The 25,427-nt window shown below is 32.6% G+C and carries 26 protein-coding genes; 19 read left to right on the top strand and 7 right to left on the bottom strand.

What is annotated here, in order from left to right; all coding sequences use genetic code 11:
• Position 1 precedes the first annotated feature (1 nt).
• The gene (gene ptsP, locus SBL15_RS00720; protein WP_107612281.1) at positions 2–1,717 is read left to right on the top strand and encodes a phosphoenolpyruvate--protein phosphotransferase; all 1,716 of its coding nucleotides are present in this window, start codon (positions 2–4) and stop codon (positions 1,715–1,717) included.
• 110 nt (positions 1,718–1,827) lie between these two features.
• On the opposite strand, the gene SBL15_RS00715 is transcribed toward ptsP, so the two are convergent.
• The gene (locus SBL15_RS00715; protein WP_011276145.1) at positions 1,828–2,061 is read right to left on the bottom strand and encodes a glutaredoxin family protein; all 234 of its coding nucleotides are present in this window, start codon (positions 2,059–2,061) and stop codon (positions 1,828–1,830) included.
• A 203-nt stretch (positions 2,062–2,264) separates the two neighbouring features.
• Between SBL15_RS00715 and SBL15_RS00710 the strand changes: the two genes are divergently transcribed.
• The 4 genes from SBL15_RS00710 (at position 2,265) to SBL15_RS00695 (ending at position 5,963) form a co-directional block, all read left to right on the top strand.
• The gene (locus SBL15_RS00710) at positions 2,265–3,617 is read left to right on the top strand and encodes a cytochrome ubiquinol oxidase subunit I (RefSeq protein ID WP_016930740.1); all 1,353 of its coding nucleotides are present in this window, start codon (positions 2,265–2,267) and stop codon (positions 3,615–3,617) included.
• On the top strand, positions 3,617–4,633 hold the full coding sequence (locus SBL15_RS00705; RefSeq protein WP_107612282.1) for a cytochrome d ubiquinol oxidase subunit II: 1,017 nt from the start codon (positions 3,617–3,619) through the stop codon (positions 4,631–4,633). Before SBL15_RS00710 ends, SBL15_RS00705 begins: the two co-directional genes overlap by 1 nt.
• 126 nt (positions 4,634–4,759) lie before the next feature.
• Complete coding sequence (locus SBL15_RS00700) at positions 4,760–5,419, top strand: potassium channel family protein (RefSeq protein WP_011276142.1); 660 nt, start codon at positions 4,760–4,762, stop codon at positions 5,417–5,419.
• 157 nt (positions 5,420–5,576) lie between these two features.
• Positions 5,577–5,963, top strand: a complete 387-nt coding sequence (locus tag SBL15_RS00695) for a YbaN family protein (protein WP_053017963.1) — start codon at positions 5,577–5,579, stop codon at positions 5,961–5,963.
• A gap of 78 nt (positions 5,964–6,041) precedes the next feature.
• Here the strand turns inward: SBL15_RS00695 and rnjA are convergent, their stop codons facing one another.
• From rnjA to def, 3 genes are all read right to left on the bottom strand, one after another.
• Positions 6,042–7,721, bottom strand: coding sequence for a ribonuclease J1 (rnjA, locus tag SBL15_RS00690; RefSeq protein ID WP_037535591.1), 1,680 nt, complete (start codon positions 7,719–7,721; stop codon positions 6,042–6,044).
• On the bottom strand, positions 7,721–7,939 hold the full coding sequence (locus tag SBL15_RS00685; protein WP_002448185.1) for a DNA-dependent RNA polymerase subunit epsilon: 219 nt from the start codon (positions 7,937–7,939) through the stop codon (positions 7,721–7,723). The genes rnjA and SBL15_RS00685 overlap by 1 nt, the downstream gene beginning before the upstream one ends.
• Before the next feature lie 486 nt (positions 7,940–8,425).
• On the bottom strand, positions 8,426–8,977 hold the full coding sequence (gene def, locus SBL15_RS00680; RefSeq protein ID WP_037535596.1) for a peptide deformylase: 552 nt from the start codon (positions 8,975–8,977) through the stop codon (positions 8,426–8,428).
• 130 nt (positions 8,978–9,107) lie between these two features.
• On the opposite strand from def, the gene SBL15_RS00675 reads away from it, so the two are divergent.
• From SBL15_RS00675 to SBL15_RS00615, 13 genes are all read left to right on the top strand, one after another.
• Complete coding sequence (locus tag SBL15_RS00675; protein WP_037535598.1) at positions 9,108–9,731, top strand: YkyA family protein; 624 nt, start codon at positions 9,108–9,110, stop codon at positions 9,729–9,731.
• A 172-nt stretch (positions 9,732–9,903) separates the two neighbouring features.
• Complete coding sequence (gene pdhA, locus SBL15_RS00670) at positions 9,904–11,016, top strand: pyruvate dehydrogenase (acetyl-transferring) E1 component subunit alpha (RefSeq protein WP_011276135.1); 1,113 nt, start codon at positions 9,904–9,906, stop codon at positions 11,014–11,016.
• Between the two features lie 3 nt (positions 11,017–11,019).
• A complete protein-coding gene (locus tag SBL15_RS00665) occupies positions 11,020–11,997 on the top strand; it encodes an alpha-ketoacid dehydrogenase subunit beta (RefSeq protein WP_011276134.1) in 978 nt (325 codons plus the stop codon).
• Between the two features lie 202 nt (positions 11,998–12,199).
• Positions 12,200–13,501: a dihydrolipoamide acetyltransferase family protein gene (locus SBL15_RS00660; protein ID WP_011276133.1), complete on the top strand. Its 1,302-nt coding sequence runs from the start codon at positions 12,200–12,202 to the stop codon at positions 13,499–13,501.
• Between the two features lie 3 nt (positions 13,502–13,504).
• On the top strand, positions 13,505–14,911 hold the full coding sequence (lpdA, locus tag SBL15_RS00655; protein WP_317954870.1) for a dihydrolipoyl dehydrogenase: 1,407 nt from the start codon (positions 13,505–13,507) through the stop codon (positions 14,909–14,911).
• Positions 14,912–15,099: 188 nt separating this feature from the next.
• On the top strand, positions 15,100–15,372 hold the full coding sequence (locus SBL15_RS00650; RefSeq protein WP_107612285.1) for a UPF0223 family protein: 273 nt from the start codon (positions 15,100–15,102) through the stop codon (positions 15,370–15,372).
• Between the two features lie 170 nt (positions 15,373–15,542).
• Positions 15,543–16,082, top strand: coding sequence for a helix-turn-helix domain-containing protein (locus tag SBL15_RS00645; RefSeq protein WP_011276130.1), 540 nt, complete (start codon positions 15,543–15,545; stop codon positions 16,080–16,082).
• Positions 16,083–16,097: 15 nt separating this feature from the next.
• Positions 16,098–17,192: an ABC transporter ATP-binding protein gene (locus SBL15_RS00640; protein ID WP_107612287.1), complete on the top strand. Its 1,095-nt coding sequence runs from the start codon at positions 16,098–16,100 to the stop codon at positions 17,190–17,192.
• The gene (locus tag SBL15_RS00635; RefSeq protein ID WP_037535609.1) at positions 17,185–17,988 is read left to right on the top strand and encodes an ABC transporter permease; all 804 of its coding nucleotides are present in this window, start codon (positions 17,185–17,187) and stop codon (positions 17,986–17,988) included. Before SBL15_RS00640 ends, SBL15_RS00635 begins: the two co-directional genes overlap by 8 nt.
• Positions 17,989–17,993: 5 nt before the next feature.
• On the top strand, positions 17,994–18,806 hold the full coding sequence (locus tag SBL15_RS00630) for an ABC transporter permease (RefSeq protein WP_317954867.1): 813 nt from the start codon (positions 17,994–17,996) through the stop codon (positions 18,804–18,806).
• Entirely contained in the window at positions 18,803–19,876 is a 1,074-nt protein-coding gene (locus tag SBL15_RS00625; protein ID WP_107612288.1) for a PotD/PotF family extracellular solute-binding protein, read from the top strand. The genes SBL15_RS00630 and SBL15_RS00625 overlap by 4 nt, the downstream gene beginning before the upstream one ends.
• A 72-nt stretch (positions 19,877–19,948) precedes the next feature.
• Positions 19,949–21,151: a lipoteichoic acid stability factor AuxB gene (auxB, locus tag SBL15_RS00620; protein WP_037535615.1), complete on the top strand. Its 1,203-nt coding sequence runs from the start codon at positions 19,949–19,951 to the stop codon at positions 21,149–21,151.
• A gap of 141 nt (positions 21,152–21,292) precedes the next feature.
• Positions 21,293–21,778: a DUF4064 domain-containing protein gene (locus SBL15_RS00615; RefSeq protein ID WP_317954865.1), complete on the top strand. Its 486-nt coding sequence runs from the start codon at positions 21,293–21,295 to the stop codon at positions 21,776–21,778.
• Positions 21,779–21,835: 57 nt separating this feature from the next.
• Here SBL15_RS00615 and SBL15_RS00610 read toward each other — a convergent pair whose 3' ends face one another.
• Positions 21,836–23,176, bottom strand: a complete 1,341-nt coding sequence (locus tag SBL15_RS00610; RefSeq protein WP_053017971.1) for an Nramp family divalent metal transporter — start codon at positions 23,174–23,176, stop codon at positions 21,836–21,838.
• A 349-nt stretch (positions 23,177–23,525) separates the two neighbouring features.
• Entirely contained in the window at positions 23,526–24,137 is a 612-nt protein-coding gene (locus SBL15_RS00605) for a YktB family protein (protein ID WP_011276122.1), read from the bottom strand.
• A gap of 179 nt (positions 24,138–24,316) precedes the next feature.
• Between SBL15_RS00605 and SBL15_RS00600 the strand changes: the two genes are divergently transcribed.
• Positions 24,317–25,132, top strand: a complete 816-nt coding sequence (locus SBL15_RS00600) for an inositol monophosphatase family protein (protein WP_107612290.1) — start codon at positions 24,317–24,319, stop codon at positions 25,130–25,132.
• A gap of 71 nt (positions 25,133–25,203) precedes the next feature.
• Here SBL15_RS00600 and SBL15_RS00595 read toward each other — a convergent pair whose 3' ends face one another.
• Positions 25,204–25,395 (bottom strand): DUF5325 family protein, encoded by a 192-nt coding sequence (locus SBL15_RS00595; RefSeq protein ID WP_011276120.1) that lies wholly within the window; start codon positions 25,393–25,395, stop codon positions 25,204–25,206.
• Positions 25,396–25,427 lie beyond the last annotated feature (32 nt).

Below are 25,427 nucleotides of genomic sequence, written 5' to 3'. Positions count from 1 at the left end.
TATGTCAAAATTAATTAATGGTATTGCGGCATCAGACGGTGTCGCAATTGCTAAAGCTTATTTATTAGTAGAACCTGATTTATCATTCACTAATGAAAAAGTCACTGATACTGATGCTGAAATCCAAAAATTCAGAAATGCGTTAGAAGCTTCTAAAATTGAATTAACTAAAATCAGAAATAATGCTGAAAAACAATTAGGTCCTGATAAAGCCGCAATCTTTGATGCGCATTTATTAGTACTTGATGATCCAGAGTTGATTCAACCAATCGAAGACAAAATTGCGAACGAAAAAGTGAGTGCCCCAGAAGCGCTTGATGAAGTAACTTCACAATTTATTACAATCTTCGAATCTATGGATAATGAATACATGAGAGAGCGTGCAGCAGATATTAGAGACGTATCTAAACGTGTGCTAGCACATCTTTTAGGTGTTGAATTACCAAACCCAAGTATGATTGATGAAAGTGTTGTTATCGTTGGTAACGACTTAACGCCTTCAGATACTGCACAATTAAATAAAGAATTTGTTCAAGGTTTCGTAACAAATATTGGTGGTCGTACGAGCCATTCAGCAATTATGAGTCGATCATTAGAAATTGCTGCAGTTGTTGGTACAAAATCAGTTACTAAAGAAGTTAAACAAGGCGATATGGTTATCGTTGACGGAATCACAGGTGACGTTATTGTTGACCCTACAGAAGATGAGTTAATTGCTTATCAAAACAAACGTGAACGTTTCTTTGAAGATAAAAAAGAATTACAAAAATTACGTGATGCTGAAACGGTAACAATCGACGGTGAATATGCTGAATTAGCTGCTAATATCGGTACACCTGATGATTTATACGGTGTAATGGAAAATGGTGCTGAAGGAATCGGTTTATATAGAACTGAATTCTTATATATGGGTAGAGATCAAATGCCAACTGAAGATGAGCAATTTGAAGCCTATAAAAAAGTGCTAGAAACAATGAAAGACAAACGAGTTGTAGTTCGTACATTAGATATTGGTGGCGATAAAGAGTTACCTTATTTAAATCTACCTAAAGAGATGAACCCATTCTTAGGTTACAGAGCAATTCGTCTATGCTTAGATCAACAAGATATTTTTAGAACACAATTACGTGCATTATTACGCGCGTCAGCATACGGTAAATTAAACATTATGTTCCCAATGGTAGCTACAATCAATGAATTCCGTGATGCTAAAGCCATTCTTTTAGAAGAAAAAGAAAACCTTAAAAATGATGGTCATGACGTTTCTGATGAAATTGAGTTAGGTATCATGGTTGAGATTCCATCTACAGCTGCTTTAGCTGATATCTTTGCTAAAGAAGTGGATTTCTTCAGTATTGGTACTAATGATTTAATTCAATATACTATGGCAGCTGACCGTATGTCAGAACGCGTTTCATACTTATACCAACCTTATAACCCAGCAATTTTACGCTTGGTTAAACAAGTCATTGAAGCTTCTCATAAAGAAGGTAAATGGACTGGTATGTGTGGTGAAATGGCTGGAGATGAAACAGCTATTCCATTACTATTAGGTTTAGGATTAGATGAATTCTCAATGAGTGCGACATCTATCTTAAAAGCTAGAAGACAAATTAATGGTTTAAGTAAAAATGAAATGTCTGAATTAGCTAATCGTGCAATTAATTGTGCTACTCAAGAAGAAGTAAAAGATTTAGTTAATAACATTTCTAAATAATGATGTATTCGAAACACCTTAACTTTAGTTGAGGTGTTTTTGTATTACAAAATAAAAAACCTAACAACTAAATAGTTCCTTTTTAGTGTTAGGTTATTAGTGTGATGACTTTATGATTTAATGTGACACTTAGTGTTGATTTTATCCAAGTCAACTTGATACATTGGTTCACCATCTAAGAGTATAAAAGGTGTGGCAAATGCATCGTAATCAATCATCTCTGAACGATACTCATTATTCGAGATATTTTTTTCAATGTAATCCACCTTGTGTTCTGTAAGATAATTTTTTACAAATGTACAAGGCGGGCAATCATTTTGAGTATAAATAACTAATTCCGTCAATTTAGTTCACTCCCAATTTGGTTATTATCATGAAAATTACTATATAAAATTTTTGATTCAATTGCAAACTGTGAAAATTATGTGAATTACATATTAAAAATCTTTCTTAAATTTAAGCAAAAGGATTTAGTTAGAAATTAGAACATAATATAATTTAAATTAATTGCTTTTTAAAAATTAGATATAGAAAAGGTGATAAAATTATGGATTCCGTTGAAATTAGTCGTTTCCTAACAGGTATGACTCTAGCAGTACATATCATCTTTGCGACTGTCGGTGTTGGTATGCCTTTAATGTTCGCAATCGCAGAATTTTTAGGAATTAAAAACAAGGATCCTAAATATATAGCACTAGCTAAGCGTTGGTCGAAAGGTTATACCATTACTGTGGCTGTTGGTGTTGTAACTGGTACGATTATCGGTTTACAATTATCATTAATTTGGCCAACATTTATGAAAATGGGTGGGCACGTGATTGCTTTACCTTTATTTATGGAGACTTTTGCATTTTTCTTTGAAGCTATTTTCCTTAGTATTTATTTATACACATGGGATCGCTTTAAAAATAAATGGACACACTTCATTATTAGTATACCAGTCATCATTGGTGGTTCATTCTCCGCGTTCTTTATTACTTCTGTAAACTCATTTATGAATACACCTGCAGGTTTTGAAATGAAAGATGGCAAAATGGTTAATGTACAACCACTTGAGGCAATGTTCAATTCATCATTCCTAGTTAGGGCGTTTCATGTAGTAGCTACAGCAGGTATGACAATGGCGTTTATTCTTGCATCTATTGCGGCTTTTAAATTATTGAAAAATAAATACAACAAAGATGCAGAATATCATAAAAAGGCCTTAAAGATGACTATGATTGTTGGTTTCATATCAACATTATTGTCAATGTTAGCTGGAGACTTATCTGCTAAATTCTTACATCAAGTTCAACCAGAAAAACTTGCAGCTTACGAATGGCATTTTGATACACAATCTAAGGCTGATTTAGTATTTTTCGGAGTTTTAAATGAAAAGACTCAAGAAGTTGAAGGTGCAATCAAGATTCCAGGTATGCTTAGTTTCTTGGCGGATAACAATGTAAATACTAAAGTAGAGGGTCTTAATGACTTCCCTAAAAATGAATTACCTCCATTAATCGTTCATTATTTCTTTGACTTAATGGTAACGATGGGTGTGTTATGTTTTGTTATTTCAGGAGCCTTTATTTTAACTTTAATGATTAAAAAACTGCGTAAATACGTTACGCATAAAGGTATGCTATATGCAGTTCTTCTAACAGGGCCAGCTGCTATGTTAGCAATCGAATTTGGATGGTTTTTAACTGAGGTAGGTCGTCAGCCATGGATTGTTAGAGGTTATATGCGAGTAAGTGAAGCTGCTACTCAGGCAGGAGGAATAACACTTGTAACAATTCTATTCGGACTACTTTATCTAGTATTACTTTTTACATCTGCATATGTTTTAATTCGCATGTTCAAAGACAAACCTGCTCAAGATGATGTAGATAAAGTCATTGAAAAAGGAGGTCATGCTTAATGGATTACACAACTATAGGTATTACCGTACTTTGGACTTTCTTATTCTTATATATCATTGTTGCTTCAATTGACTTTGGTGCAGGTTTCTTTACCTTACACACAAAATTAACTGGGGAAGAGAAAAAGATAAATCACTTAGTAGAGCGTTACTTAAATCCTGTTTGGGAAGTTACTAATGTTTTCTTTGTTTTCTTCTTTGTCGGATTCGTAGGATTTTTCCCTGATTCAGCGTTATACTTTGGTACTGTGCTATTAGTTCCTGGTTCAATTGCGTTGATTTTAATTTCTATTAGAGGAAGCTTTTACGCGTTTGAACATTATGGTCAGGATACTAAATTACCATGGATTATCATGTATGGACTTACAGGTTTGTTAATACCAGCATCATTGGCAACGGTATTAACTATATCAGAAGGTGGCTATATTACTGAACGTGGCTCACATTTTGATTTAGATTGGTTTCAATTATTACTAAGTCCATTTGCATGGTCAGTCGTCTTTCTAGCAATCATAAGTGTATTATATATTTCTTCTGGATTTTTAACATATTATGCTTCGAAAGCTAAAGACGAAGTAGCTTATAAATATATGCGACAATGGTTTATTTTCTGGGGACCTCCAATGATTATTATTTCTCTATTTGTTTTCTTATCTCTAAGAATTCAAAATGCAGATCATTTTAATAATGCAGTTCAAAATTATTGGTGGATGTATGCATTAAGCTTTATTTGTTTTGTAGTAGCCGGAATTTTAAACTTCATCAAGAAATATCATGGTCTAGCATTTATCATGGTTATATTACAAATGGCATTCGCTTTTTATGGATACGGAATAAGCAAATTACCTTACTTGTTATATCCCTACATCAAAGTAAGTGATTCAGGTGTTAATGCTTCAATGGGCTTAGCACTAGTGATTGTATTTATTTTAGGTTTACTTTTATTAGTTCCATCGTTAATATTATTATTAAGATTATTTGTATTCGATAAAGAATATGTTGAAGGTAAAAAATAATTAAAATAATAAAAGGGGGCTGAAATGATTAACATCTATGTACATTAACTTGGTTAGTAGTAATCTACATGATGTCGATTGTTTCAGCTTTTTCCTTATTTTTTTATAGATAGGGGTAGCCATTAAATGGAGAAAGAATATGTTGTTATTGGGTTAGGCCGATTTGGTGGAAGTATTGTAAGAGAATTAAATGCATTAGATATGGATGTTATGGCAATTGATAGGGATGAGGCACGTGTCAATGAATATAGTGATATTGCAACGCATGCTGTAGTAGCTGATACTACAGATGAAGCAGTGATGAAAAGTTTAGGTATACGTAACTTTGATCATGTTATAGTAGCGATTGGTGAAAATATTCAATCTAGTACATTAACTACGCTAATTCTCAAAGAGTTAGGTGTTAAGAAAGTTACAGCTAAAGCTCAAAATGATTATCATGCTAAAATTTTAAATAAAATTGGTGCGGATACAGTTGTCCATCCTGAAAGAGATATGGGACGACGAATCGCTCATAATGTCGCAAGTGCTAGTGTTTTAGATTACCTTGAATTGGCAGATGAGCATTCACTAGTTGAATTAAAAGCAAGCGAAAAAATGACAGGCCAATCGATTATTGATTTGGATATTCGTGCGCAATTTGGAATTAATATAATAGCAATTAAACGAGGCAAGGAAATTGTTGTATCGCCAGACCCGTCTATGAATATAGAATTTGGAGATATATTGATTATGATCGGACACGATAATGATTTAAATCGTTTTGAAAAGAAAATTGTAAGATAAATGTTGCATCACAACTATTAAATGACTACTAAATAAAAAGCTATTGATTTCATATTTAGTAACATTGATATTTGTGATGTTTTTATAAACAGTTAGAAGAATTTAAAAATCAGCAACATATTTTAAGAATAAGATGATGGAGTGATGATTCTACTAAATGAGATATGTATTAATAGTATTAGGAATAGTATTTACTGTAATCGCGTTCATAGGGGCAGTATTACCATTACTACCTACGACACCTTTTCTAATTTTAGCAGCGATTTGTTTTACTAATAGTTCCCGGAAATTCAAAATATGGCTTGAAAGCACTCAAATTTATAAAAATTATGTTGAAAATTTAAAAAAATACAAAGGGTATACTATGAAAGAAAAAATAAGAATACTTATAAGTTTATATATAGTAGTTGGTTTTTCTATTTTTATGATTTCAAACTTATATATTCGAATTGGATTAGTGATAATGGTCGTGATTCAAACAATTGTATTATTTACATTTGTTAAAACGTTGCCAGCAAATTTTAATCAAGAGAAAGATTCATAGATGAAATTTCATAAAAAATCCGTAAATGAATATTATAATTCATTTACGGATTTCTCTATGTGAAGTGCATCATTATATTTAATCTTCGTTTACTTTCATAATTACAGGTAAAATCATTGGGCGACGAGCAGTTTTATCGTATAGATAAGGTTGTAATGTCTCAATGATTGAAGATTTAATTTGATGCCATTGAATATTTGGATTAGCATTTAATTTAGAAATTACGTCGGTTTTAATTTTGCGTTGAGCGTCATAAATTAATTGACCTGATTCACGCATGTACACAAAACCACGAGAAATGATATCTGGACCTGAAAGTAATTTATTAGTGTTGAAATCAATACTAACCACTACAATGACTAATCCTTCTTCAGATAATAATTTACGATCACGAATTACAACGTTACCTATATCACCAATTCCACTACCATCTACTAACACATTACCAGAAGGTATGCGACCGGCTTTACGAGCAGAGTCATGTGTTAATGCGAGTACATCACCGATATCAAAGATAAAGACGTTCTCTTCTTTAACACCACAGTCGACACCCGTTTGTCCATGCGCTTTAAGCATACGATATTCACCGTGTATTGGTAAGAAAAATTTCGGTTGAATCAAGCGAAGCATAAGTTGTTGATCGCCTTGAGAACCGTGACCTGATGTATGGATATTTGAAATTTTACTATGGATAACATCAGCACCAGCTTTATATAATGCATTAATCGTGCGATTGATACTCTTAGTGTTACCTGGAATAGGTGATGAACTAAATACAACAGTATCATCAGGTATAATTTTAATTTGCTTATGAGTTCCATTTGCAATTCGTGATAAAGCCGCCATCGGTTCACCTTGAGATCCTGTACATAAAATTAGTAATTCATGTTTTGGAATGTTGTTAATCTTATTTGGTTCAACAAAAGTTTCTGGCGGTGCTTTAATATAGCCTAATTCCATACCGATTTTAATATTATTTTCCATGGAACGACCAAATGTTACTATTTTACGATTGTATTTAATAGCAGCCTCAACCGCTTGTTGTACACGGTAAATGTTAGAAGCAAATGTAGCAAATATGATACGTCCTTTACAGTTACGGAAAATTTTATCTACATTTTGACCTACTTCACGTTCACTTAATGTGAAATCAGGTACTAATGCATTTGTTGAGTCAGATAATAGACATAATACGCCTTCTTTACCCAATTCTGCCATTTTAGCAATATTCGCAGGTTCGCCTACAGGAGTGAAATCAAATTTAAAGTCACCTGTATGAACAATCTTACCTTCAGGTGTATCAATTATTACACCATAAGCTTCAGGAATACTATGTGTAGTTAAGTAAAATGATATTTCAAAGTGTTTAGACTTAATAACACTATCTTCTGTAATCTCATTTAATGAAGCATTACGTAATAAGTTGTGTTCGTCTAACTTGTTGCGAATTAATCCTAATGCTAATGGACCGCCATAGATAGGTACATTAATTTGCTTTAATAGGTAGGGCACACCACCTATATGGTCTTCATGTCCATGTGTAATGAATAGACCGACAATTTTGTCTTGATTTTGTTCGAGGTAAGTGTAATCAGGAATTACATAATCAATCCCTAATAAATTATCATCAGGGAATTTTATTCCGGCATCAATGATAACAATTTCATTTTTATATTCGATAGCATAAGTGTTTTTACCGACTTCACCTAAGCCACCTAAAGCATATACACCTACTTCGTTAGCATGTAATTGCTTCATTATTGAGCATTCTCCACGTTAAAATGATCAGAATGTTCTTTTTCATATTCTAAATGTGCGCCCTCTAATTTAGTAATGAATTCGATATTGTAATTGCGGTCTTTTAAATAACGTCTTACTTGTTCTTCTGTTTCACCTTCAACATAAATCGTATTTGTGTTTTCACGAACGATTACTTCGTCTTTATTATGTTGGAAAAATACTTTAAATACTGCCATATTGGATAGTTCCTCCTAAATTTAAACATCTAAATTGATTATATTAATCTGAACCCTAATATATTAACTTGATACATCAAATCTTGTTGATTACGACAATAGGAATTGCTTCATAAATCATAAATAAGAAGATAAATTTATCTGTATAAATAATGATTTTAAAGTCACTTGATGATTGTCGACCTAGTGATATACATTCATAGAAATATCTTGTAAATTTGACTCTCAAGCTTTCACTAAGGTAATTGTTAATGTCGTTCATTATTTGAAAATTAGCGTTAAACTAAGATTTCAGTTACTACTCATTTTACCTTATGTATATAAATAAATAAAGCAGTTTATATCTCTTCATTACTTCATCAACGTTATATATTTTTTAAAAATTATTAAAAGTAATAAATTCAATTTAACAACCATAATACAAATAAAAAACTCAAACTAGTTCCATCATTGAAAATAGTTTGAGAAAAATAAAATTGTTAAAAGTTATACTTCAACAGAATCAGGTAGTGGAGTTAATGGATTATCTTGATCAATATAGTCATAGAACATAACACCATTTAAATGATCAATCTCATGTTGGAATATAATTGCTGGGTAACCTTTTAATCTCAATTTAACTTCGTTACCATCAATGTCTAACGCTTTAATTGTTACTCTGAAATGTCTATGAACTAAACCAGGGATATTTTCATCCACACTTAAGCAACCTTCTCCAGTAGGTAAATAAGCACGTTGAACACTGTGACTCATAATTTTAGGATTAACTAGCATATAGTCATATGCTTTTCCATTTCCATCATCAGGTAAATAGACAGCAATCATTCGTTTTGAAACATTAATCTGTGGGGCGGCTAGACCTACACCAGAACGTAAACCATATTTTTTTGCAATGTCATCATCTTGACTATTAATTAAAAATTGACGCATTTCTTTTAATGTACTTTTATCTTCATCAGAAAGAGGTAAACTTACGTCTTCAGCTTTAGCACGTAACGTAGGATGACCATCTCTTATAATATCTTTCATTGTTAACATGTCATACACCTTCCTTACAATAAAATATAACAGAAAAATGAATAATAAGTACATTATCTTATTTCATTTGATTTATAAAGTATAATTCTATATTATTACAGTCGAATGACTACTAGGAGGTTTACACTCAATGAAATTACGTAAAACAGTTGCGGTAGTAGCAGCATCAACTATTTTATTAGCAGGCTGTACAACAGATAAAAAAGAAGTTAAAGCGTATAATGAAAATATTCAAAAAGCTTTTGATAAAGAGCAATCAATCAATAGCATTAGCAAAAAATTAAACTCACTTGAGGAAAAGAAGCAAGGTTTATATAAAAAAGCTAATAGTGATAACGAGGATACTCGTAAGAAAGCTGCTGATGATATTCTTGAAAATATCAAACAGAGACAAGAAACATTCGATAAAGAAGTATCAACTTTAAATGATTCTGAAAAACAGTTTAAAAAAGGCGAGTCACATATTGATGAAATTAAAAGTGATGATAAGAAAAAAGAAGTTAAACAATTAGACGATGCTGTAAAAAATAAATATAAAGTTCATGATGAATATGCAAGTGCGTATAAAAATGTCTTGGAAAAAGAAAAAGACTTGTTCGAACTTATTAAACAAGATGGTGTAACTCAATCGCAAGTTGATGAAAAAAATGATGCATTGAATAAAGCTCAGAAGAATTTCCAAAATAAATTTAAAGATTATTCAAAAGCTATGAACACAGTTAATAAAGAAAAACAAGATGTTGATAATCTGTAGCAATATAAGCATTAGTACAGATTAGTTGATTGGAATGATACAGTTGTAAAAAACTGTATCTTTTTTAGTAATACAGAACTTTACTAAAATATTTAACAGTATAAATAAATTGTGGTACACTATGAGAGGATAAAATGAATTTCTATTATATGGGAAAGGTATGGTGAATTGAATGGCTCCTAAGTTACAAGCCCAATTCGATGCAGTAAAAGTATTAAATGATACTCAGTCGAAATTTGAAATGGTTCAAATTTTGGATGTAGATGGTAATGTCGTAAATGAAGACTTAGTACCTGATTTAACTGATGAACAACTAGTAGAATTAATGGAAAGAATGGTATGGACACGCATTCTTGACCAACGTTCTATTTCATTAAACAGACAAGGACGTTTAGGTTTCTATGCGCCTACAGCTGGACAAGAAGCTTCTCAATTAGCTTCACAATATGCTTTAGAAAAAGAGGACTTCATCTTACCTGGTTACCGTGATGTGCCACAAATCATTTGGCATGGTTTACCATTAACTGAAGCTTTCTTATTCTCAAGAGGACACTTCAAAGGAAATCAATTCCCTGAAGGTGTTAATGCATTCAGTCCACAAATCATTATCGGTGCTCAATACATTCAAACTGCTGGTGTAGCATTCGGTATTAAAAAACGTGGAAAAAAAGCAGTTGCTATCACATACACTGGTGACGGCGGTTCTTCACAAGGTGACTTCTATGAAGGTATCAACTTTGCTTCTGCTTATAAAGCGCCAGCAATTTTTGTTATCCAAAACAATAACTATGCTATTTCTACACCACGTAGTAAACAAACAGCAGCAACTTCATTAGCTCAAAAAGCTATTGCAGTAGGTATCCCAGGCATCCAAGTTGATGGTATGGATGCATTAGCTGTATATCAAGCTACTAAAGAAGCTCGTGATCGTGCTATTAATGGTGAAGGTCCAACATTAATTGAAACTATGACTTACCGTTATGGTCCACATACAATGGCTGGAGATGACCCAACTCGTTATAGAACTTCAGATGAAGATGCAGATTGGGAGAAAAAAGACCCATTAGTTCGTTTCAGAAAATTCCTTGAAAACAAAGGATTATGGAACGAAGAAAAAGAAAATGAAGTTATTGAACGTGCTAAAGACGACATCAAGAAAGCTATCAAAGAGGCTGATAATACTCCAAAACAAACAGTTATTGACTTAATGGATATCATGTACGAAGATATGCCTCAAAACTTAGCTGAACAATATGAAATTTACAAAGAGAAGGAGTCGAAATAAGCCATGGCACAAATGACAATGGTTCAAGCGATTAATAATGCGCTTAAAACTGAATTGCAAAATGACGAAAACGTATTAGTTTTCGGTGAAGACGTTGGTGTTAACGGCGGTGTATTCCGTGTAACTGAAGGTTTACAAAAAGAATTCGGTGAAGACCGTGTATTCGATACACCATTAGCTGAATCAGGTATCGGTGGTTTAGCTCTTGGTTTAACTGTTGAAGGTTTCCGTCCTGTAATGGAAATCCAATTCCTTGGTTTCGTATTTGAAGTATTTGACGAAGTTGCAGGTCAAATTGCTCGTACACGTTTCCGTTCAGGTGGTTCAAAAGTAGCACCTGTTACAATCCGTGCACCATTCGGTGGTGGTGTTCATACTCCTGAACTTCACGCTGATAACTTAGAAGGTATTTTAGCTCAATCACCTGGTATTAAAGTAGTTATTCCTTCAGGTCCATATGATGCTAAAGGTTTATTACTTTCATCAATCAGATCTAATGACCCGGTTGTATATTTAGAACATATGAAATTATATCGTTCATTCCGTGAAGAAGTTCCTGAAGAAGAATATACAATTGACATCGGTAAAGCTAATGTAAAAAAAGAAGGTAACGACATCACATTAATCGCTTACGGTGCAATGGTTCAAGAATCTGAAAAAGCTGCTGAAGAATTAGAAAAAGAAGGTTACTCAGTTGAAGTTATTGACTTACGTACTGTACAACCTATCGATATCGATACTTTAGTTGCATCAGTTGAAAAAACTGGCCGTGCTGTAGTAGTTCAAGAAGCTCAACGTCAAGCTGGTGTTGGTGCTACTGTAGCTGCTGAATTAGCTGAACGTGCTATTCTTTCATTAGAAGCACCAATCGCTCGTGTGGCTGCTGCTGATACAGTATATCCATTTACACAAGCTGAAAATGTTTGGTTACCAAACAAAAACGATATCATTGAAAAAGCTAAAGCAACTTTAGAATTCTAATATTTTAGCTTATCAATTAGCTAGCAAGCAGACTTATAGGAAGTAAGTAAAATGTTTACTTTTTACTCTATGTGTGAATAAGTAAGTGTAAACTAGAGATTTAGGGCAAAATAGTTTGAGTTTAGGCTTTCAAATTATTCTGTCCTTGCTCTATGTTATAAATTTATTAAATGATGAATAAGAAATCTAGGAGGACAAGAACGTGGCATTTGAATTTAGATTACCCGACATTGGTGAAGGTATCCACGAAGGTGAAATTGTAAAATGGTTTGTTAAAGCCGGAGATACAATTGAAGAAGATGATGTATTAGCAGAGGTTCAAAATGACAAATCTGTAGTTGAAATCCCATCTCCTGTTAGCGGTACTGTTGAAGAAGTTGTAGTTGACGAAGGTACTGTAGCAGTTGTAGGTGATGTTATTGTCAAAATCGATGCACCTGATGCAGAAGATATGCAATTTAAAGGTGGTCACGATGACGATGCTTCATCTGAAGAAGCACCAGCTCAAGAAGAAGCTAAAACTGAAGAAGCACCAGCAGCATCAGCTTCACAAGATGAAGAAGTAGATGAAAATAGACAAATCAAAGCTATGCCATCTGTTCGTAAATATGCACGTGAAAAAGGCGTTAACATCAAAGCAGTAGCTGGTTCAGGTAAAAATGGTCGTATTACTAAAGAAGATATCGATAACCACTTAAATGGTGGCGGTGCTCAAGCAGCAACAGCATCAAATGAAAGTGCAGCTGCTTCAACATCAGAAGATACTTCTGCAGTTCAAACTCAATCAGTACCTGAAGGAGACTTCCCTGAAACTACTGAAAAAATCCCAGCAATGCGTAGAGCAATTGCGAAAGCAATGGTTAACTCAAAACACACTGCTCCTCACGTAACATTAATGGATGAAATTGATGTTCAAGATTTATGGGATCACCGTAAAAAATTCAAAGAAGTTGCAGCTGAACAAGGTACTAAATTAACTTTCTTACCTTATGTTGTTAAAGCATTAGTTTCTGCACTTAAAAAATACCCAGCACTTAACACTTCATTCAATGAAGAAGCTGGCGAAATTGTACACAAACATTACTGGAATATTGGTATTGCTGCTGATACTGACAGAGGCTTATTAGTTCCTGTAGTTAAAAATGCAGACCGTAAATCAATCTTCCAAATTTCAGATGAAATCAACGAATTAGCAGTTAAAGCTCGTGATGGTAAATTAACATCTGATGAAATGAAAGGTGCAACATGCACAATCAGTAATATCGGTTCAGCTGGTGGACAATGGTTCACTCCAGTTATCAACCACCCAGAAGTAGCTATCTTAGGTATTGGCCGTATTGCTCAAAAACCTATCGTTAAAGATGGTGAAATCGTAGCAGCTCCAGTATTAGCTTTATCATTAAGCTTTGACCACAGACAAATTGATGGTGCAACTGGACAAAACGCTATGAATCACATCAAACGCTTATTAAATAATCCAGAATTATTATTAATGGAGGGGTAAAACATGGTAGTTGGAGATTTCCCAATTGAAACAGATACTATTGTAATTGGAGCAGGTCCTGGTGGATATGTTGCAGCAATTCGCGCAGCACAATTAGGACAAAAAGTTACTATCGTTGAGAAAGGTAACTTAGGTGGTGTATGCTTAAACGTTGGTTGTATTCCTTCAAAAGCATTATTACACGCTTCACACCGCTTTGTAGAAGCTCAACACTCTGAAAACTTAGGTGTTATCGCTGAAAGCGTATCACTTAAATTCGACAAAGTTCAAGAATTCAAAAAATCAGTTGTAAACAAATTAACTGGTGGTGTTGAAGGCTTATTAAAAGGTAATAAAGTTGAGATTGTAAAAGGTGAAGCTTATTTCGTTGATAATAACAGCTTACGCGTTATGGATGAAAAAAGTGCACAAACTTACAATTTCAAACACGCTATTATCGCAACAGGTTCTAGACCAATTGAAATTCCTAACTTTGAATTTGGCAAACGTGTTATCGATTCAACAGGTGCATTAAACCTACAAGAAGTTCCAGGTAAATTAGTCGTTGTAGGTGGCGGTTACATTGGTTCAGAACTTGGTACTGCATTTGCTAACTTTGGTTCAGACGTTACAATTTTAGAAGGCGCTAAAGAAATTCTTGGCGGATTCGAAAAACAAATGGTTCAACCAGTTAAAAAAGGCATGAAAGAAAAAGGCGTTGAAATCATTACTGAAGCAATGGCTAAAAATGCTGAAGAAACTGAAAATGGCGTTAAAGTTACTTATGAAGCTAAAGGTGAAGAAAAAACTATCGAAGCTGATTATGTATTAGTAACTGTTGGTCGTCGTCCAAACACAGACGAATTAGGTTTAGAAGAGTTAGGACTTAAATTCGCAGATCGTGGATTATTAGAAGTAGATAAACAAAGCCGTACTTCTATAGACAATATATATGCAATTGGTGATATCGTTCCTGGTTTACCACTTGCTCATAAAGCAAGTTATGAAGCTAAAGTAGCTGCTGAAGCTATCTCTGGTCAAGCATCAGAAGTAGACTACATCGGTATGCCAGCTGTATGTTTCACTGAACCAGAATTAGCTCAAGTAGGTTACACAGAAGCACAAGCTAAAGAAGAAGGTTTAGACTACAAAGCTTTTAAATTCCCTTATGCTGGTAACGGCCGTGCTTTATCATTAGATGATACAACTGGTTTCGTTAAACTTATCACACTTAAAGAAGACGATACTGTTATCGGTGCACAAATTGCCGGTAATGGCGCTTCAGATATCATTTCTGAATTAGGTTTAGCTATTGAAGCTGGTATGAATGCTGAAGATATCGCATTAACAGTACATGCTCACCCAACATTAGGTGAAATGTCTATGGAAGCTGCTGAAAAAGCAATTGGAATGCCAATCCACACAATGTAATTTTTAGTCAAACTGACTAACTATATAGATCGAATAACTTTAATTAGATTTGATTGAGGTTATTTGACATCCAAGAGGGGTGCAACTCAAGTTCATGTTTGAACTTAGTTTCACCCCTTTTTTATAATTATTTAACCAAAAAAGGGTAATAGATTACTAATAGCTAATACAATGAATGGAGGAATAAAATGGAATACCAATATCCACTAGACTTAGATTGGTCTAATGAAGAAATAGTTGATGTGATTGCTTTCTTTAATAAAATTGAAAATTACTATGAAAACTCGGTTAACGGTCAAGACTTAATGAATCATTATAAACGATTCAAAGAAATTGTTCCCGGCAAAGCAGAAGAAAAGCAATTATTTAAAGAATTTGAAGAAAAAAGTAATTATAATAGTTATAAAGTTGTACAAGAAGTAAAGAACAATCCCGAATTAACATCATTCAGTGCAAAATAACTTATAACGATTTAACGTTAATTATTAAAAATCATAATATCTACATCATTAATTTTAATTAATTTCAAAAAAGTATTGAAGTTAAAGCTATATTTTGTTACTTTTATTAAGCATTAAACAAAATGTTTAATATTACTAAACAAAGTATAGCTTTTTTAAGGTGATTAGCGATGCAAATTGGAAATAAATTACGTAATTTAAGACGTCAAAAGAATTTAACGCAAGAAGAGCTAGCAGAACGAACAGATTTATCAAAAGGGTATATATCTCAAATTGAGAGTCAACATGCTTCTCCTAGTATGGAAACATTTTTAAATATTCTAGAAGTGTTAGGTACTTCTCCTAGTGATTTTTTTAAAGAGAAGTCAAAAGAAAAAGTGCTATACACTAAAAATGAACGAACTATTTATGATGAATATGATAGAGGTTATGTACTTAATTGGTTGGTAATGAAATCTAATGAATTTGAAATGGAACCGCTCATATTATCATTAAAACCAGGTGCGTCTTATAAACATTTTGATCCATCTGAGTCAGATACATTTATTTATTGCTTAAAAGGGTGTGTAACACTTACATTAGGAAATTCACGATATCAGGCAAATGAACAAGATGTTTTATATTTTAGGGCTAATGAAATACATCAACTACATAATGAAACAACCGATGAAATTGAAATTTTAATTGTTGCGACAGCATCATATTTATAAAGGGGGAGTATAGTAATGGAGCCATTGTTATCTTTTAAAGGTGTGACAAAAGGTTTTGACGATGTAACGATATTAAACAAAATGGATTTAGAGATTGAGTCAGGACATTTTTATACATTACTAGGTCCTTCAGGTTGTGGTAAAACCACAATATTAAAACTTATAGCTGGGTTCGAACAACCAGATGATGGAGATATTATATATTTAAATAAATCAATAGGTGATTTACCTGCAAATAAAAGAAAGGTAAACACTGTTTTCCAAGATTATGCTTTATTTCCGCATTTGAATGTTTATGACAATATTGCTTTTGGTTTAAAGTTGAAAAAGCATTCCAAAAAAGATATTGATAAAAAAGTAATGGATGCATTAAAACTAGTAAAATTATCAGGGTATGAACAAAGAAATATTAATGAAATGAGTGGCGGTCAAAAGCAACGCGTTGCTATCGCAAGAGCAATAGTTAATGAGCCAGAAATTTTATTATTAGATGAATCTCTATCTGCTTTGGATTTAAAATTAAGAACTGAAATGCAGTATGAATTACGTGAATTACAAAAACGTTTAGGAATTACCTTCATATTTGTTACTCACGATCAAGAAGAAGCATTAGCGCTAAGTGATTACATATTTGTTATGAAAGATGGTAAAATTCAACAATTTGGTACACCTACAGATATTTATGATGAACCGGTCAATCGTTTTGTAGCTGATTTTATAGGCGAATCCAATATTGTTGAGGGTAAAATGGTTCAGGATTTCGTAGTAAATATATATGGTCAAGATTTTGAATGTGTAGATGCTGGTATACCTTCAGGCAAAAATGTCGAAGTCGTCATTAGACCTGAAGATATTTCATTAATAGAAGCAGACAAAGGGTTATTTAAAGCTACTGTTGATTCAATGCTATTTAGAGGCGTTCATTATGAAATTTGTTGCATTGATAGAAAAGGATATGAATGGGTCATACAGACAACTAAAAAAGCAGAAGTTGGAAGCGAAGTAGGACTCTATTTTGACCCTGAGGCAATACACATCATGGTTCCAGGTGAAACAGAAGAGGAATTTGATAAACGTATTGAAAGTTATGAGGAGTTTGACAATGCGTAATATAAATAAAGTACTAATCATTCCATATTTATTATGGATGGTGTTATTCATAATAGTGCCGGTTATTTTACTTGTATATTTCTCATTCACTGATTTAAATGGTCATTTTAGTTTGACAAACTATGAACAAATATTATCAATGAAATATTTAAAAATGATGTGGGATTCGATTTTTTATGCAGCATTAATTACTATAATCACTCTATTAATTAGCTACCCTGCTGCTTATTTTATTCGTTCGTCAAAAAATCAAAATATGTGGTTGCTCATTTTAATTATTCCGACGTGGATAAATCTATTACTTAAAACATATGCTTTTATTGGTTTACTAAGCCATGAGGGTTTAATAAATAGATTTCTAAATTTTATTCATTTACCTTCGGCTAATCTATTATTTACACCGGGTGCATTTTTATTAGTAGCAAGCTATATTTATATACCATTTATGATTTTACCTATATTTAATAGTATGAAAGCTATCCCAAATAATTTGTTACAAGCTTCTAGTGACTTAGGGGCTAGTCCATTTACTACATTTAGAAAAGTTATCGTACCTCTAACTAAAGAAGGTGTCATGACAGGCATTCAAGTAACATTTATTCCAGCATTATCGCTATTCATGATTACAAGATTAATTGCAGGTAATAAAGTTATCAATATTGGTACATCGATTGAAGAACAATTCCTAGTTATTCAAAATTACGGTATGGGTTCTACAATCGCCATATTCTTGATTGTATTTATGGCATTTATTTTAATCATTACTAAATCGAAATCTACGGACGAAAGAAGGTGAATTAAATGAAGTGGTATGGAAAATTATATATTGGCATTTTATTAGCTATATTATATATTCCGATATTTTTCCTTATGTTTTATTCATTTAATTCAGCGGGAAATATGATTCATTTTGAGCATTTTACTTTGGAACATTACCAAAGTCTATTTCAGAATGATCGTCTGATGTCTGTAATTTTTAATACGGTAGCAGTTGCGCTATTAGCAGCTGCAATTTCTACCATAATAGGAACATTTGGTGCCATTTCATTATATTATTTAAGAAATAAAAAATTTAAAGTAACATTATTAACGCTTAATAATGTGCTAATGGTTTCGTCTGATGTAGTGATTGGTGCCTCATTTTTAATTATGTTTACAGCAATAGGGCATTTAACTGGTTTAGGACTAGGTTTTGGAACAGTGTTAGCGTCGCATATTGCATTTTGCATTCCTATCGTAGTTATCGTAGTGTTACCACAGTTATATGAAATGAATAATAATATTTTAAATGCTGCACGTGATTTAGGTGCTACGGAATCACAAATACTTGGACGTGTATTAATACCTAATTTAATGCCTTCAATTATAGGTGGATTCTTTATGGCGCTAACATACGCTTTAGATGATTTTACAGTAAGTTTCTTTGTAACCGGTAATGGCTTTAGTGTATTATCTGTAGAAGTTTACGCTATGGCACGTAAAGGTATTAGTATGGAAATAAATGCAATTTCAACTATTTTATTTGCAGCTATTGTATTAGGGATTGTTGGTTATTATGCAATACAACATACAGTTAAGAGACGACAATTAACTAAGCGAGGTGTAAATCAGTGAAGCAATTTTTACAGTTAATATTAGGTGCAATTGTCGTTGGATTAATATGCTTAGGTATAAGTCACTGGTTTAAATCGCAGGATAATACTAGTACTGGTGAAAAGATATACGTGTATAATTGGGGAGAATATATAGACCCCGCTTTAATTAAACAATTTGAGAAAGAAACAGGTATTCGTGTTATATATGAAACGTTTGATTCTAATGAGGCCATGGAAGCTAAAATTAGAAATGGTGGAACCCACTATGATGTGGCTTTTCCTAGTGAATATACCGTTCAGAAATTGAAGCGTGAAAATTTATTGGAACCACTAGATCATAGTAAAATTCCAAATATAAAAAATTTAGATTCTGATTACATGAACATGTCATATGATAGACATAATAAGTATTCACTACCTTATTTCTTTGGTACTGTAGGCATCTTATATAATAAAGAGGTATACCCAAATGAAGACTTTAGTAGTTGGCAAGCATTATATCAGCCTAAATATAAAAACGATATTTTATTAGTTGATGGTGCACGAGAAATTATGGGATTAGCTTTGAACAAATTAGGATATAGTTTAAATGATACAAATCCAAGTCATTTAAAAGAAGCAGAGAAAGATTTGAATCACCTTACACCACAAGTTCGTGGCGTTGTTGGAGACGAAGTCACAATGATGCTTGAACAAAATGAGGGGAATATTGCAGTAGTATGGAGTGGTGTTGCAGCTCCTTTAGTGCAAGATAGTGACAAATATAATTATGTTATTCCAAAAGAAGGGTCTAACCTATGGTTTGATAATATGGTTATTCCTAAAACCGCTCAAAATAAAGAAGGGGCTTATAAATTTATGAATTTCCTTCTTGATGCTAAAAATAATAAGCAAAATACAGAATGGGTCGGATATGCTACACCTAATAAAGCGGCTCGTCAGTTGTTACCTAAAGAAGTTAGAGATGATCATCGTTTCTATCCTACTCAAAAAGAGCAATCACGATTAGAAGTCTATAAAGATTTAGGTCCTAAAACTTTAGGAGAATATAACGAAAGTTTCTTAAACTTTAAAATGTCTTTAAAATAGACTATAAATAGTAGTTATTTTATAATGAATTAGATATAATTATTTGATAAGTAAAATAAGGAGTTGTAATACATGTCAGGAGAACGTTACACGCAAATCAAACGGCCTGTGAGTCGTCTGACTGAAAAACTTTTAGGTTGGTTTAGTTGGATTTTCTTACTTATATTGACGGTTATTACAATGTTTATTGCACTCGTGTCATTTAGTAATGATACATCAATTCAAAATCTTGAAAACTCAATGAATAGTAATGAACTAATTCAGCAAATTTTAACAAATAATAGTTTAAATACAACACAATTTGTAATTTGGTTACAAAATGGTGTATGGGCAATTATTGTTTATTTCATAGTGTGTTTGCTTATTTCATTTTTAGCACTTATATCTATGAATATGAGAATACTTTCTGGATTCTTGTTTTTAATTGCCTCAATTATTACATTGCCATTAGTATTATTATTCGTAACATTAATTATTCCTATTTTCTTCTTTATTATTGCAATCATGATGTTTGCAAGGAAGAGCAAGGTCGAGACAGTGCCTATGTATGGTCCATCACACGGCTATGAAAATCAATATTATCCTAGAGATGAATATGATGATCGTTATTATGGATCTGATAGAAATATTAATGATGACTATGATTACGACGATCATAATCAATATAATGATTATGATGAAGACTATGTTGAATCACCACGTAAAACCAAAAAATCTGAACGTCGTACACGTCGTAAAAAGCCTTATTACAATGATGATATCGATAGTAATTATCGAGATAACAACTACGATGAAACAACGATTCGTAATGATGGAGAGCAAGATTTAGCAACTGATACTGAGGAAGATAAATATAATCAATATCCAAAACGTGCAATTACTGGAGAGTATCAATCGGATGCTGATGATGTTGAAGCAACGGGAGTACTCTCTAGACAGGCTAAATACAACAAAAAGGCGAATAAAAAATCACAATTTGATAACACTAGTGATGAAGAGTCTTACGATTTTGCTGAAAATGTAGTAGATACTGAGCCAAAAGTTGATAAAAGAGAAGAAAAAGCACAACGTAAGAGAGAAAAAGCTGAAATTAAAGCTAAGAAAAAAGAAAAGCGCAAAGCTTATAATCAACGTATGAAAGAGCGTCGTAAAAATCAACCAAGTGCTGTTAGTCAACGTCGTATGAACTATGAAGAACGTAAACAAATCTTGAATAAAGATGACATCGAATCAGAGAAAGACGTCAACAACCAAGAAGAAGATAATAAAAACTAATATACATTTAAAACGGTTAAGTCATATATGGCTTAACCGTTTTTGTGTCAATATCCACAATTTAATTCATGAAGTTAGTCGCAAACAGATTACAATTTTAGTATGATTTAATTAAATACTTTAATAATGGAGGCTAAGAAAGTGAGTAGAAAAGTAGAGTTAATTCTTGGATGGATTGCTTGTGGTTTAAGTATTATTTATTTAATTATGTCATCACTATCTTACTTTATGGTTAGAAATAACAATAATACTGAACAATATCAACAAATGCTAAAACAATTTGGAAATCAAGATGTTAAAGTTACACCTGAAATGGTCAACTTTGCTATGGCTTTTTCTATGGGAACATTAATCTTTTCAACGTTGTTAGGCATTATTGGTATGTTAATCATTAAAGGTCGTCCTATTTTAGCAGGTTGTCTTTTAATTGTCGCAGCATTAGTAGGTATATTTAATATGAGTTTAATTGCAGGAATATTGTGGATTGTTGTAGCAATCATATTATTTGTTAAAAAGGATCCTAATCTACCTAAACAAAAACCTAAATCAACAAAAGTAAACACGGATGAATGGCAAACTGAAAAATCATATAATGAACGTAAGAAAGATGATCCATATATTTATTAAAATATAAAACTAAAATCTAACGACTTAGTATTTATAATGCTAAATCGTTAGATTTTTTTATAATTCTTTAAAGGTTTCTATTATTAGATAAATATTTAGGAAACTCAATATGATGATCAAACCCCAAGCACATATATTAACCCACTTTTTATTTTTAAACGGACCCATTAATTTTTCATTACTTGTGGCTAATTGCAGAGGTATTAATGAGAAAGGTAGTGCAATACTTAAGAACACTTGTGAAAATACTAGCAATTGTTCCATTTTAGACTCATTGCCTCGGAAAATAACAAGACATATTAAAACAGGTATGACAGCCAAACTTCTTGTGACTAAGCGTCTCATCCAATTTGGTATAGAAAGTTTTAAGAATCCTTCCATAACTATTTGACCTGCGAGTGTACCAGTGATTGTTGAATTCTGACCGGATGCTAATAATGCTATTGCGAATAGTGTACTCATTATACTTCCCATTACAACACCTAACACAGGTTGTGTTCTTAAAGCTTGATATAAATCATAGAAACCACCTAAGCTATTTGAATTGACGCCATAAAACAAAGCAGCCCCTAGAACAAGTAGCAAGCAATTTACAATAAATGCGATACTTAATTGAATATTAGAATCAATTGTTGCGAATTTAATCGCTTGGGCTTTTTCAGTAAAGCTATGGCGATTATACTTACGTGATTGCACGATTGATGAGTGCAAATATAAATTATGAGGCATAATTGTAGCGCCAATAATACCTAATGCAATATACAAGATACTATGATTAGCAATAATTTGATAATGTGGAACAAATCCGTTTAGTATTTCAATTAAATTTGGAGATGAAATGTAAACTTCAAAAACAAAAATCATTAGTACAGTAAAGATTAAAGTACCGACGATTGCTTCAATCTTTCTAAAACCAAATTTCATTATAAAAAGTAATAAAAATACGTCAAAAACTGTTATTAAAGCACCTATGATTAAAGGAATATTAAAAAGTAAATCCAAAGCAATCGCGCTTCCGATTACTTCAGCAATATCAGTGGCAATGATTGCAAGTTCAGCAATCACCCAAAATATAATTGCAGTTGGTTTGTTTAAATAATGACGAGTCATTTGTGCTAAATCTTTATCAGTAGCGATACCTAAACGAACAGTCATACTTTGTAACAACATTGCTGATAAGCTAGATATTAAAATTACAAATAATAAAGTATAACCAAATTGTGCGCCACCTTGCATTGATGTAATCCAATTTCCTGGATCCATATAACCAACAGCTACAAGTAAACCTGGTCCTAGAAAAGCTAAAAATTTCTGACTAGTACGTTGCGAGCCATTAAATTCGATTGTGCTATTAATTTCATCTAAACTACGTTGTCCTTTGTTGTCTATTACACCCATGAAAAAACTCCTTAAACTAATATATTTTATAATAATCTAACTTTATTTTTAGGTCAATCTAATAAAATTGGGTGTAAAAAAAGTGGGACAGAAATAATATTTTCCAAAATTTATATCGTTGTTTCCCCAACTTGCTCTGCTTGTAGAATTTCTTATTTTGAAATTTTCTTTGTTGGGGCCCGGCTCAGCCCGGCAAGGTTGAATCGAATTAAAAAAGCTTGTTACAAGTGCATTTTTAAATCAGTCAACTACTGCCAAAATATATTTGTAGCCTGAGTCATTGAATTATGGCCCAGGCTCTTACAAAGGTAAACATAGTTTACAACTCATATTGAATTAAATGTTTTATTTATTCATAGAATTTTAAAAATTCATCAAAAGTTTCTTTTACGAAAGATAGGAAGGCTTTATCAGATTTTAATTCAGCATCTTTAGGAGAGAGGGAGCGTGCAACGAAAAACTCTCCTTTCTTAACATTCTTAACACGATCAATTGCTTTATGTAATTCATCGTCACTTAAATCTTTAATGTAGGATTTTTCAGGTTTCATGTGGTCTAAACTCACTTGATAGTCCTCAGGCAATTGTTTAAGCACATCAAAGTGTTTATCAAACACTTTTACACGTTCAGCTTTATCTTTACCTTCATGCATAACACCGAACATTAAAAATAAATGGTCTTTAAATAAACCAATTTGGAAATGAGGTAGCATCTTATATCCACGTTTATTTGGAGCAAAAGCTACCCATGTATCTACAGGAGGATTTACACTTCTACGAGCATGTTTTGCAACATGTGCATAAAAAGTTTCTCCAGTTTGAGAAGTGAAATATTCACTAAAATAGTCTCCTAGTTGATTAAGTTGAGGTCTTACATATTCATTTAATGCTTCCATTCGAGCATCTAGGCCTTCAACTTCAAACGCTTTGAAATCTTTAGGTTTAAATGTATATTGTGTCATTAGCGTTGCTCCTTTTCAGAATAATTAATTTAAAGTTATTGTAGCACAGAATGACTCAATCATTCCAAAAGCAGAATTAAGGTTTCAAGCGTTTAAACTCACAATTATAAGGTATACAATGATGTATAGATAATATTGCCAGAAATTCTGTATAATAGAAGACAACAGGAGATGATGATATGTCACTATATGAATTTGCACAAGGTTTAATACTAGAAGCGGGCAACAAAGTTAGAATAATGATGAAAGAAGATTTAAGTATTGAAACGAAATCGAACCCAAACGACTTAGTAACAAATGTTGATAAAGCAACTGAAAACTATATATACGATGCAATTCTAAGAAGTTATCCTGATCATCGCGTCATTGGTGAGGAAGGACATGGACATCATATGGAAGACGTCAATGGTGTGGTATGGGTTGTTGATCCAATTGATGGAACTTTAAATTTTGTTCATCAAAAAGAGGGATTTGCGATTTCCATAGGTATTTATCGAGATGGCAAGCCATATGCAGGTTTAGTTTATGATGTAATGAAGGATGTACTATACCATGCTAAAGTTGGCGAAGGTGCTTTTGAAAACAATCATGAATTAAAAACCATTGATAACACGCAACTTAACCAAAGTTTAATAGGAATTAATCCAAACTGGGTTACTAAACCAAAAATGGGACCCATTTTTTCAGAAATTGTAAACCAAGCAAGAAGTTGTAGAGCTTTTGGAAGTGCGGCATTAGAAATTATAAGTGTAGCTAAAGGACAATTGGCTGCATATATCACGCCAAGATTGCAACCATGGGATTTTGCAGGTGGTTTGATTATTTTAAATGAAGTTGGTGGAATTGGAAGTAATTTAATGGGTGAACCGCTCACTATTGAAAGTGCTAATTCTATTTTAGTTGGAAATAAAGCAACGCATAATGAGATTCTAGAAAATTATTTAAATCCTCATAATGAGGTATTAACAGAGTTACATCAACGTTTTAGAAAATAAAAAATGTCTCGGTCAGTCAACTTTGAAAGGTGAATTTCTTCCAAATTTTGCTACCGAGACATTTTTCTATATTAAAGCCAGTTATTTTCACGATATTTCTTTTTAAGCGTGAATCCAGCGCCAAAAGTTGCAATGAAAAGTATAAATGTTAAAATCATCATTGGAATACTACCAGCTCCAACACTGAAACTAAAAAGCACTAAAAATATTACTGCTATAATAGATAGCACCCAAAATATACCTTTAGACTTAGGTTTTTCCATCCCATACCCCACCTTTTTGTTATCTTTTACTA

The organism is Staphylococcus sp. NWU MKU2 (assembly GCF_033283605.1).
Lineage (GTDB): Bacteria > Bacillota > Bacilli > Staphylococcales > Staphylococcaceae > Staphylococcus > Staphylococcus haemolyticus.
This window is presented reverse-complemented; position numbering and strand designations above follow the sequence as displayed.

What these genes read in the sequence shown, in the direction of transcription:
- rnjA (WP_037535591.1), bottom strand. Translation starts at nt 7,721, where the DNA reads ATGAAGCAATTACATGCTAACGAAGTAGGTGTATATGCTTTAGGTGGC.
- SBL15_RS00630 (WP_317954867.1), top strand. Translation starts at nt 17,994, where the DNA reads ATGAAGTGGTATGGAAAATTATATATTGGCATTTTATTAGCTATATTA.
- SBL15_RS00640 (WP_107612287.1), top strand. Translation starts at nt 16,098, where the DNA reads ATGGAGCCATTGTTATCTTTTAAAGGTGTGACAAAAGGTTTTGACGAT.
- SBL15_RS00635 (WP_037535609.1), top strand. Translation starts at nt 17,185, where the DNA reads ATGCGTAATATAAATAAAGTACTAATCATTCCATATTTATTATGGATG.
- SBL15_RS00645 (WP_011276130.1), top strand. Translation starts at nt 15,543, where the DNA reads ATGCAAATTGGAAATAAATTACGTAATTTAAGACGTCAAAAGAATTTA.
- def (WP_037535596.1), bottom strand. Translation starts at nt 8,977, where the DNA reads ATGTTAACAATGAAAGATATTATAAGAGATGGTCATCCTACGTTACGT.
- SBL15_RS00710 (WP_016930740.1), top strand. Translation starts at nt 2,265, where the DNA reads ATGGATTCCGTTGAAATTAGTCGTTTCCTAACAGGTATGACTCTAGCA.
- SBL15_RS00705 (WP_107612282.1), top strand. Translation starts at nt 3,617, where the DNA reads ATGGATTACACAACTATAGGTATTACCGTACTTTGGACTTTCTTATTC.
- SBL15_RS00700 (WP_011276142.1), top strand. Translation starts at nt 4,760, where the DNA reads ATGGAGAAAGAATATGTTGTTATTGGGTTAGGCCGATTTGGTGGAAGT.
- lpdA (WP_317954870.1), top strand. Translation starts at nt 13,505, where the DNA reads ATGGTAGTTGGAGATTTCCCAATTGAAACAGATACTATTGTAATTGGA.
- SBL15_RS00600 (WP_107612290.1), top strand. Translation starts at nt 24,317, where the DNA reads ATGTCACTATATGAATTTGCACAAGGTTTAATACTAGAAGCGGGCAAC.
- ptsP (WP_107612281.1), top strand. Translation starts at nt 2, where the DNA reads ATGTCAAAATTAATTAATGGTATTGCGGCATCAGACGGTGTCGCAATT.
- SBL15_RS00665 (WP_011276134.1), top strand. Translation starts at nt 11,020, where the DNA reads ATGGCACAAATGACAATGGTTCAAGCGATTAATAATGCGCTTAAAACT.
- SBL15_RS00650 (WP_107612285.1), top strand. Translation starts at nt 15,100, where the DNA reads ATGGAATACCAATATCCACTAGACTTAGATTGGTCTAATGAAGAAATA.
- pdhA (WP_011276135.1), top strand. Translation starts at nt 9,904, where the DNA reads ATGGCTCCTAAGTTACAAGCCCAATTCGATGCAGTAAAAGTATTAAAT.
- SBL15_RS00675 (WP_037535598.1), top strand. Translation starts at nt 9,108, where the DNA reads ATGAAATTACGTAAAACAGTTGCGGTAGTAGCAGCATCAACTATTTTA.
- SBL15_RS00605 (WP_011276122.1), bottom strand. Translation starts at nt 24,137, where the DNA reads ATGACACAATATACATTTAAACCTAAAGATTTCAAAGCGTTTGAAGTT.
- SBL15_RS00695 (WP_053017963.1), top strand. Translation starts at nt 5,577, where the DNA reads ATGAGATATGTATTAATAGTATTAGGAATAGTATTTACTGTAATCGCG.
- SBL15_RS00685 (WP_002448185.1), bottom strand. Translation starts at nt 7,939, where the DNA reads ATGGCAGTATTTAAAGTATTTTTCCAACATAATAAAGACGAAGTAATC.
- SBL15_RS00595 (WP_011276120.1), bottom strand. Translation starts at nt 25,395, where the DNA reads ATGGAAAAACCTAAGTCTAAAGGTATATTTTGGGTGCTATCTATTATA.
- SBL15_RS00610 (WP_053017971.1), bottom strand. Translation starts at nt 23,176, where the DNA reads ATGGGTGTAATAGACAACAAAGGACAACGTAGTTTAGATGAAATTAAT.
- auxB (WP_037535615.1), top strand. Translation starts at nt 19,949, where the DNA reads ATGTCAGGAGAACGTTACACGCAAATCAAACGGCCTGTGAGTCGTCTG.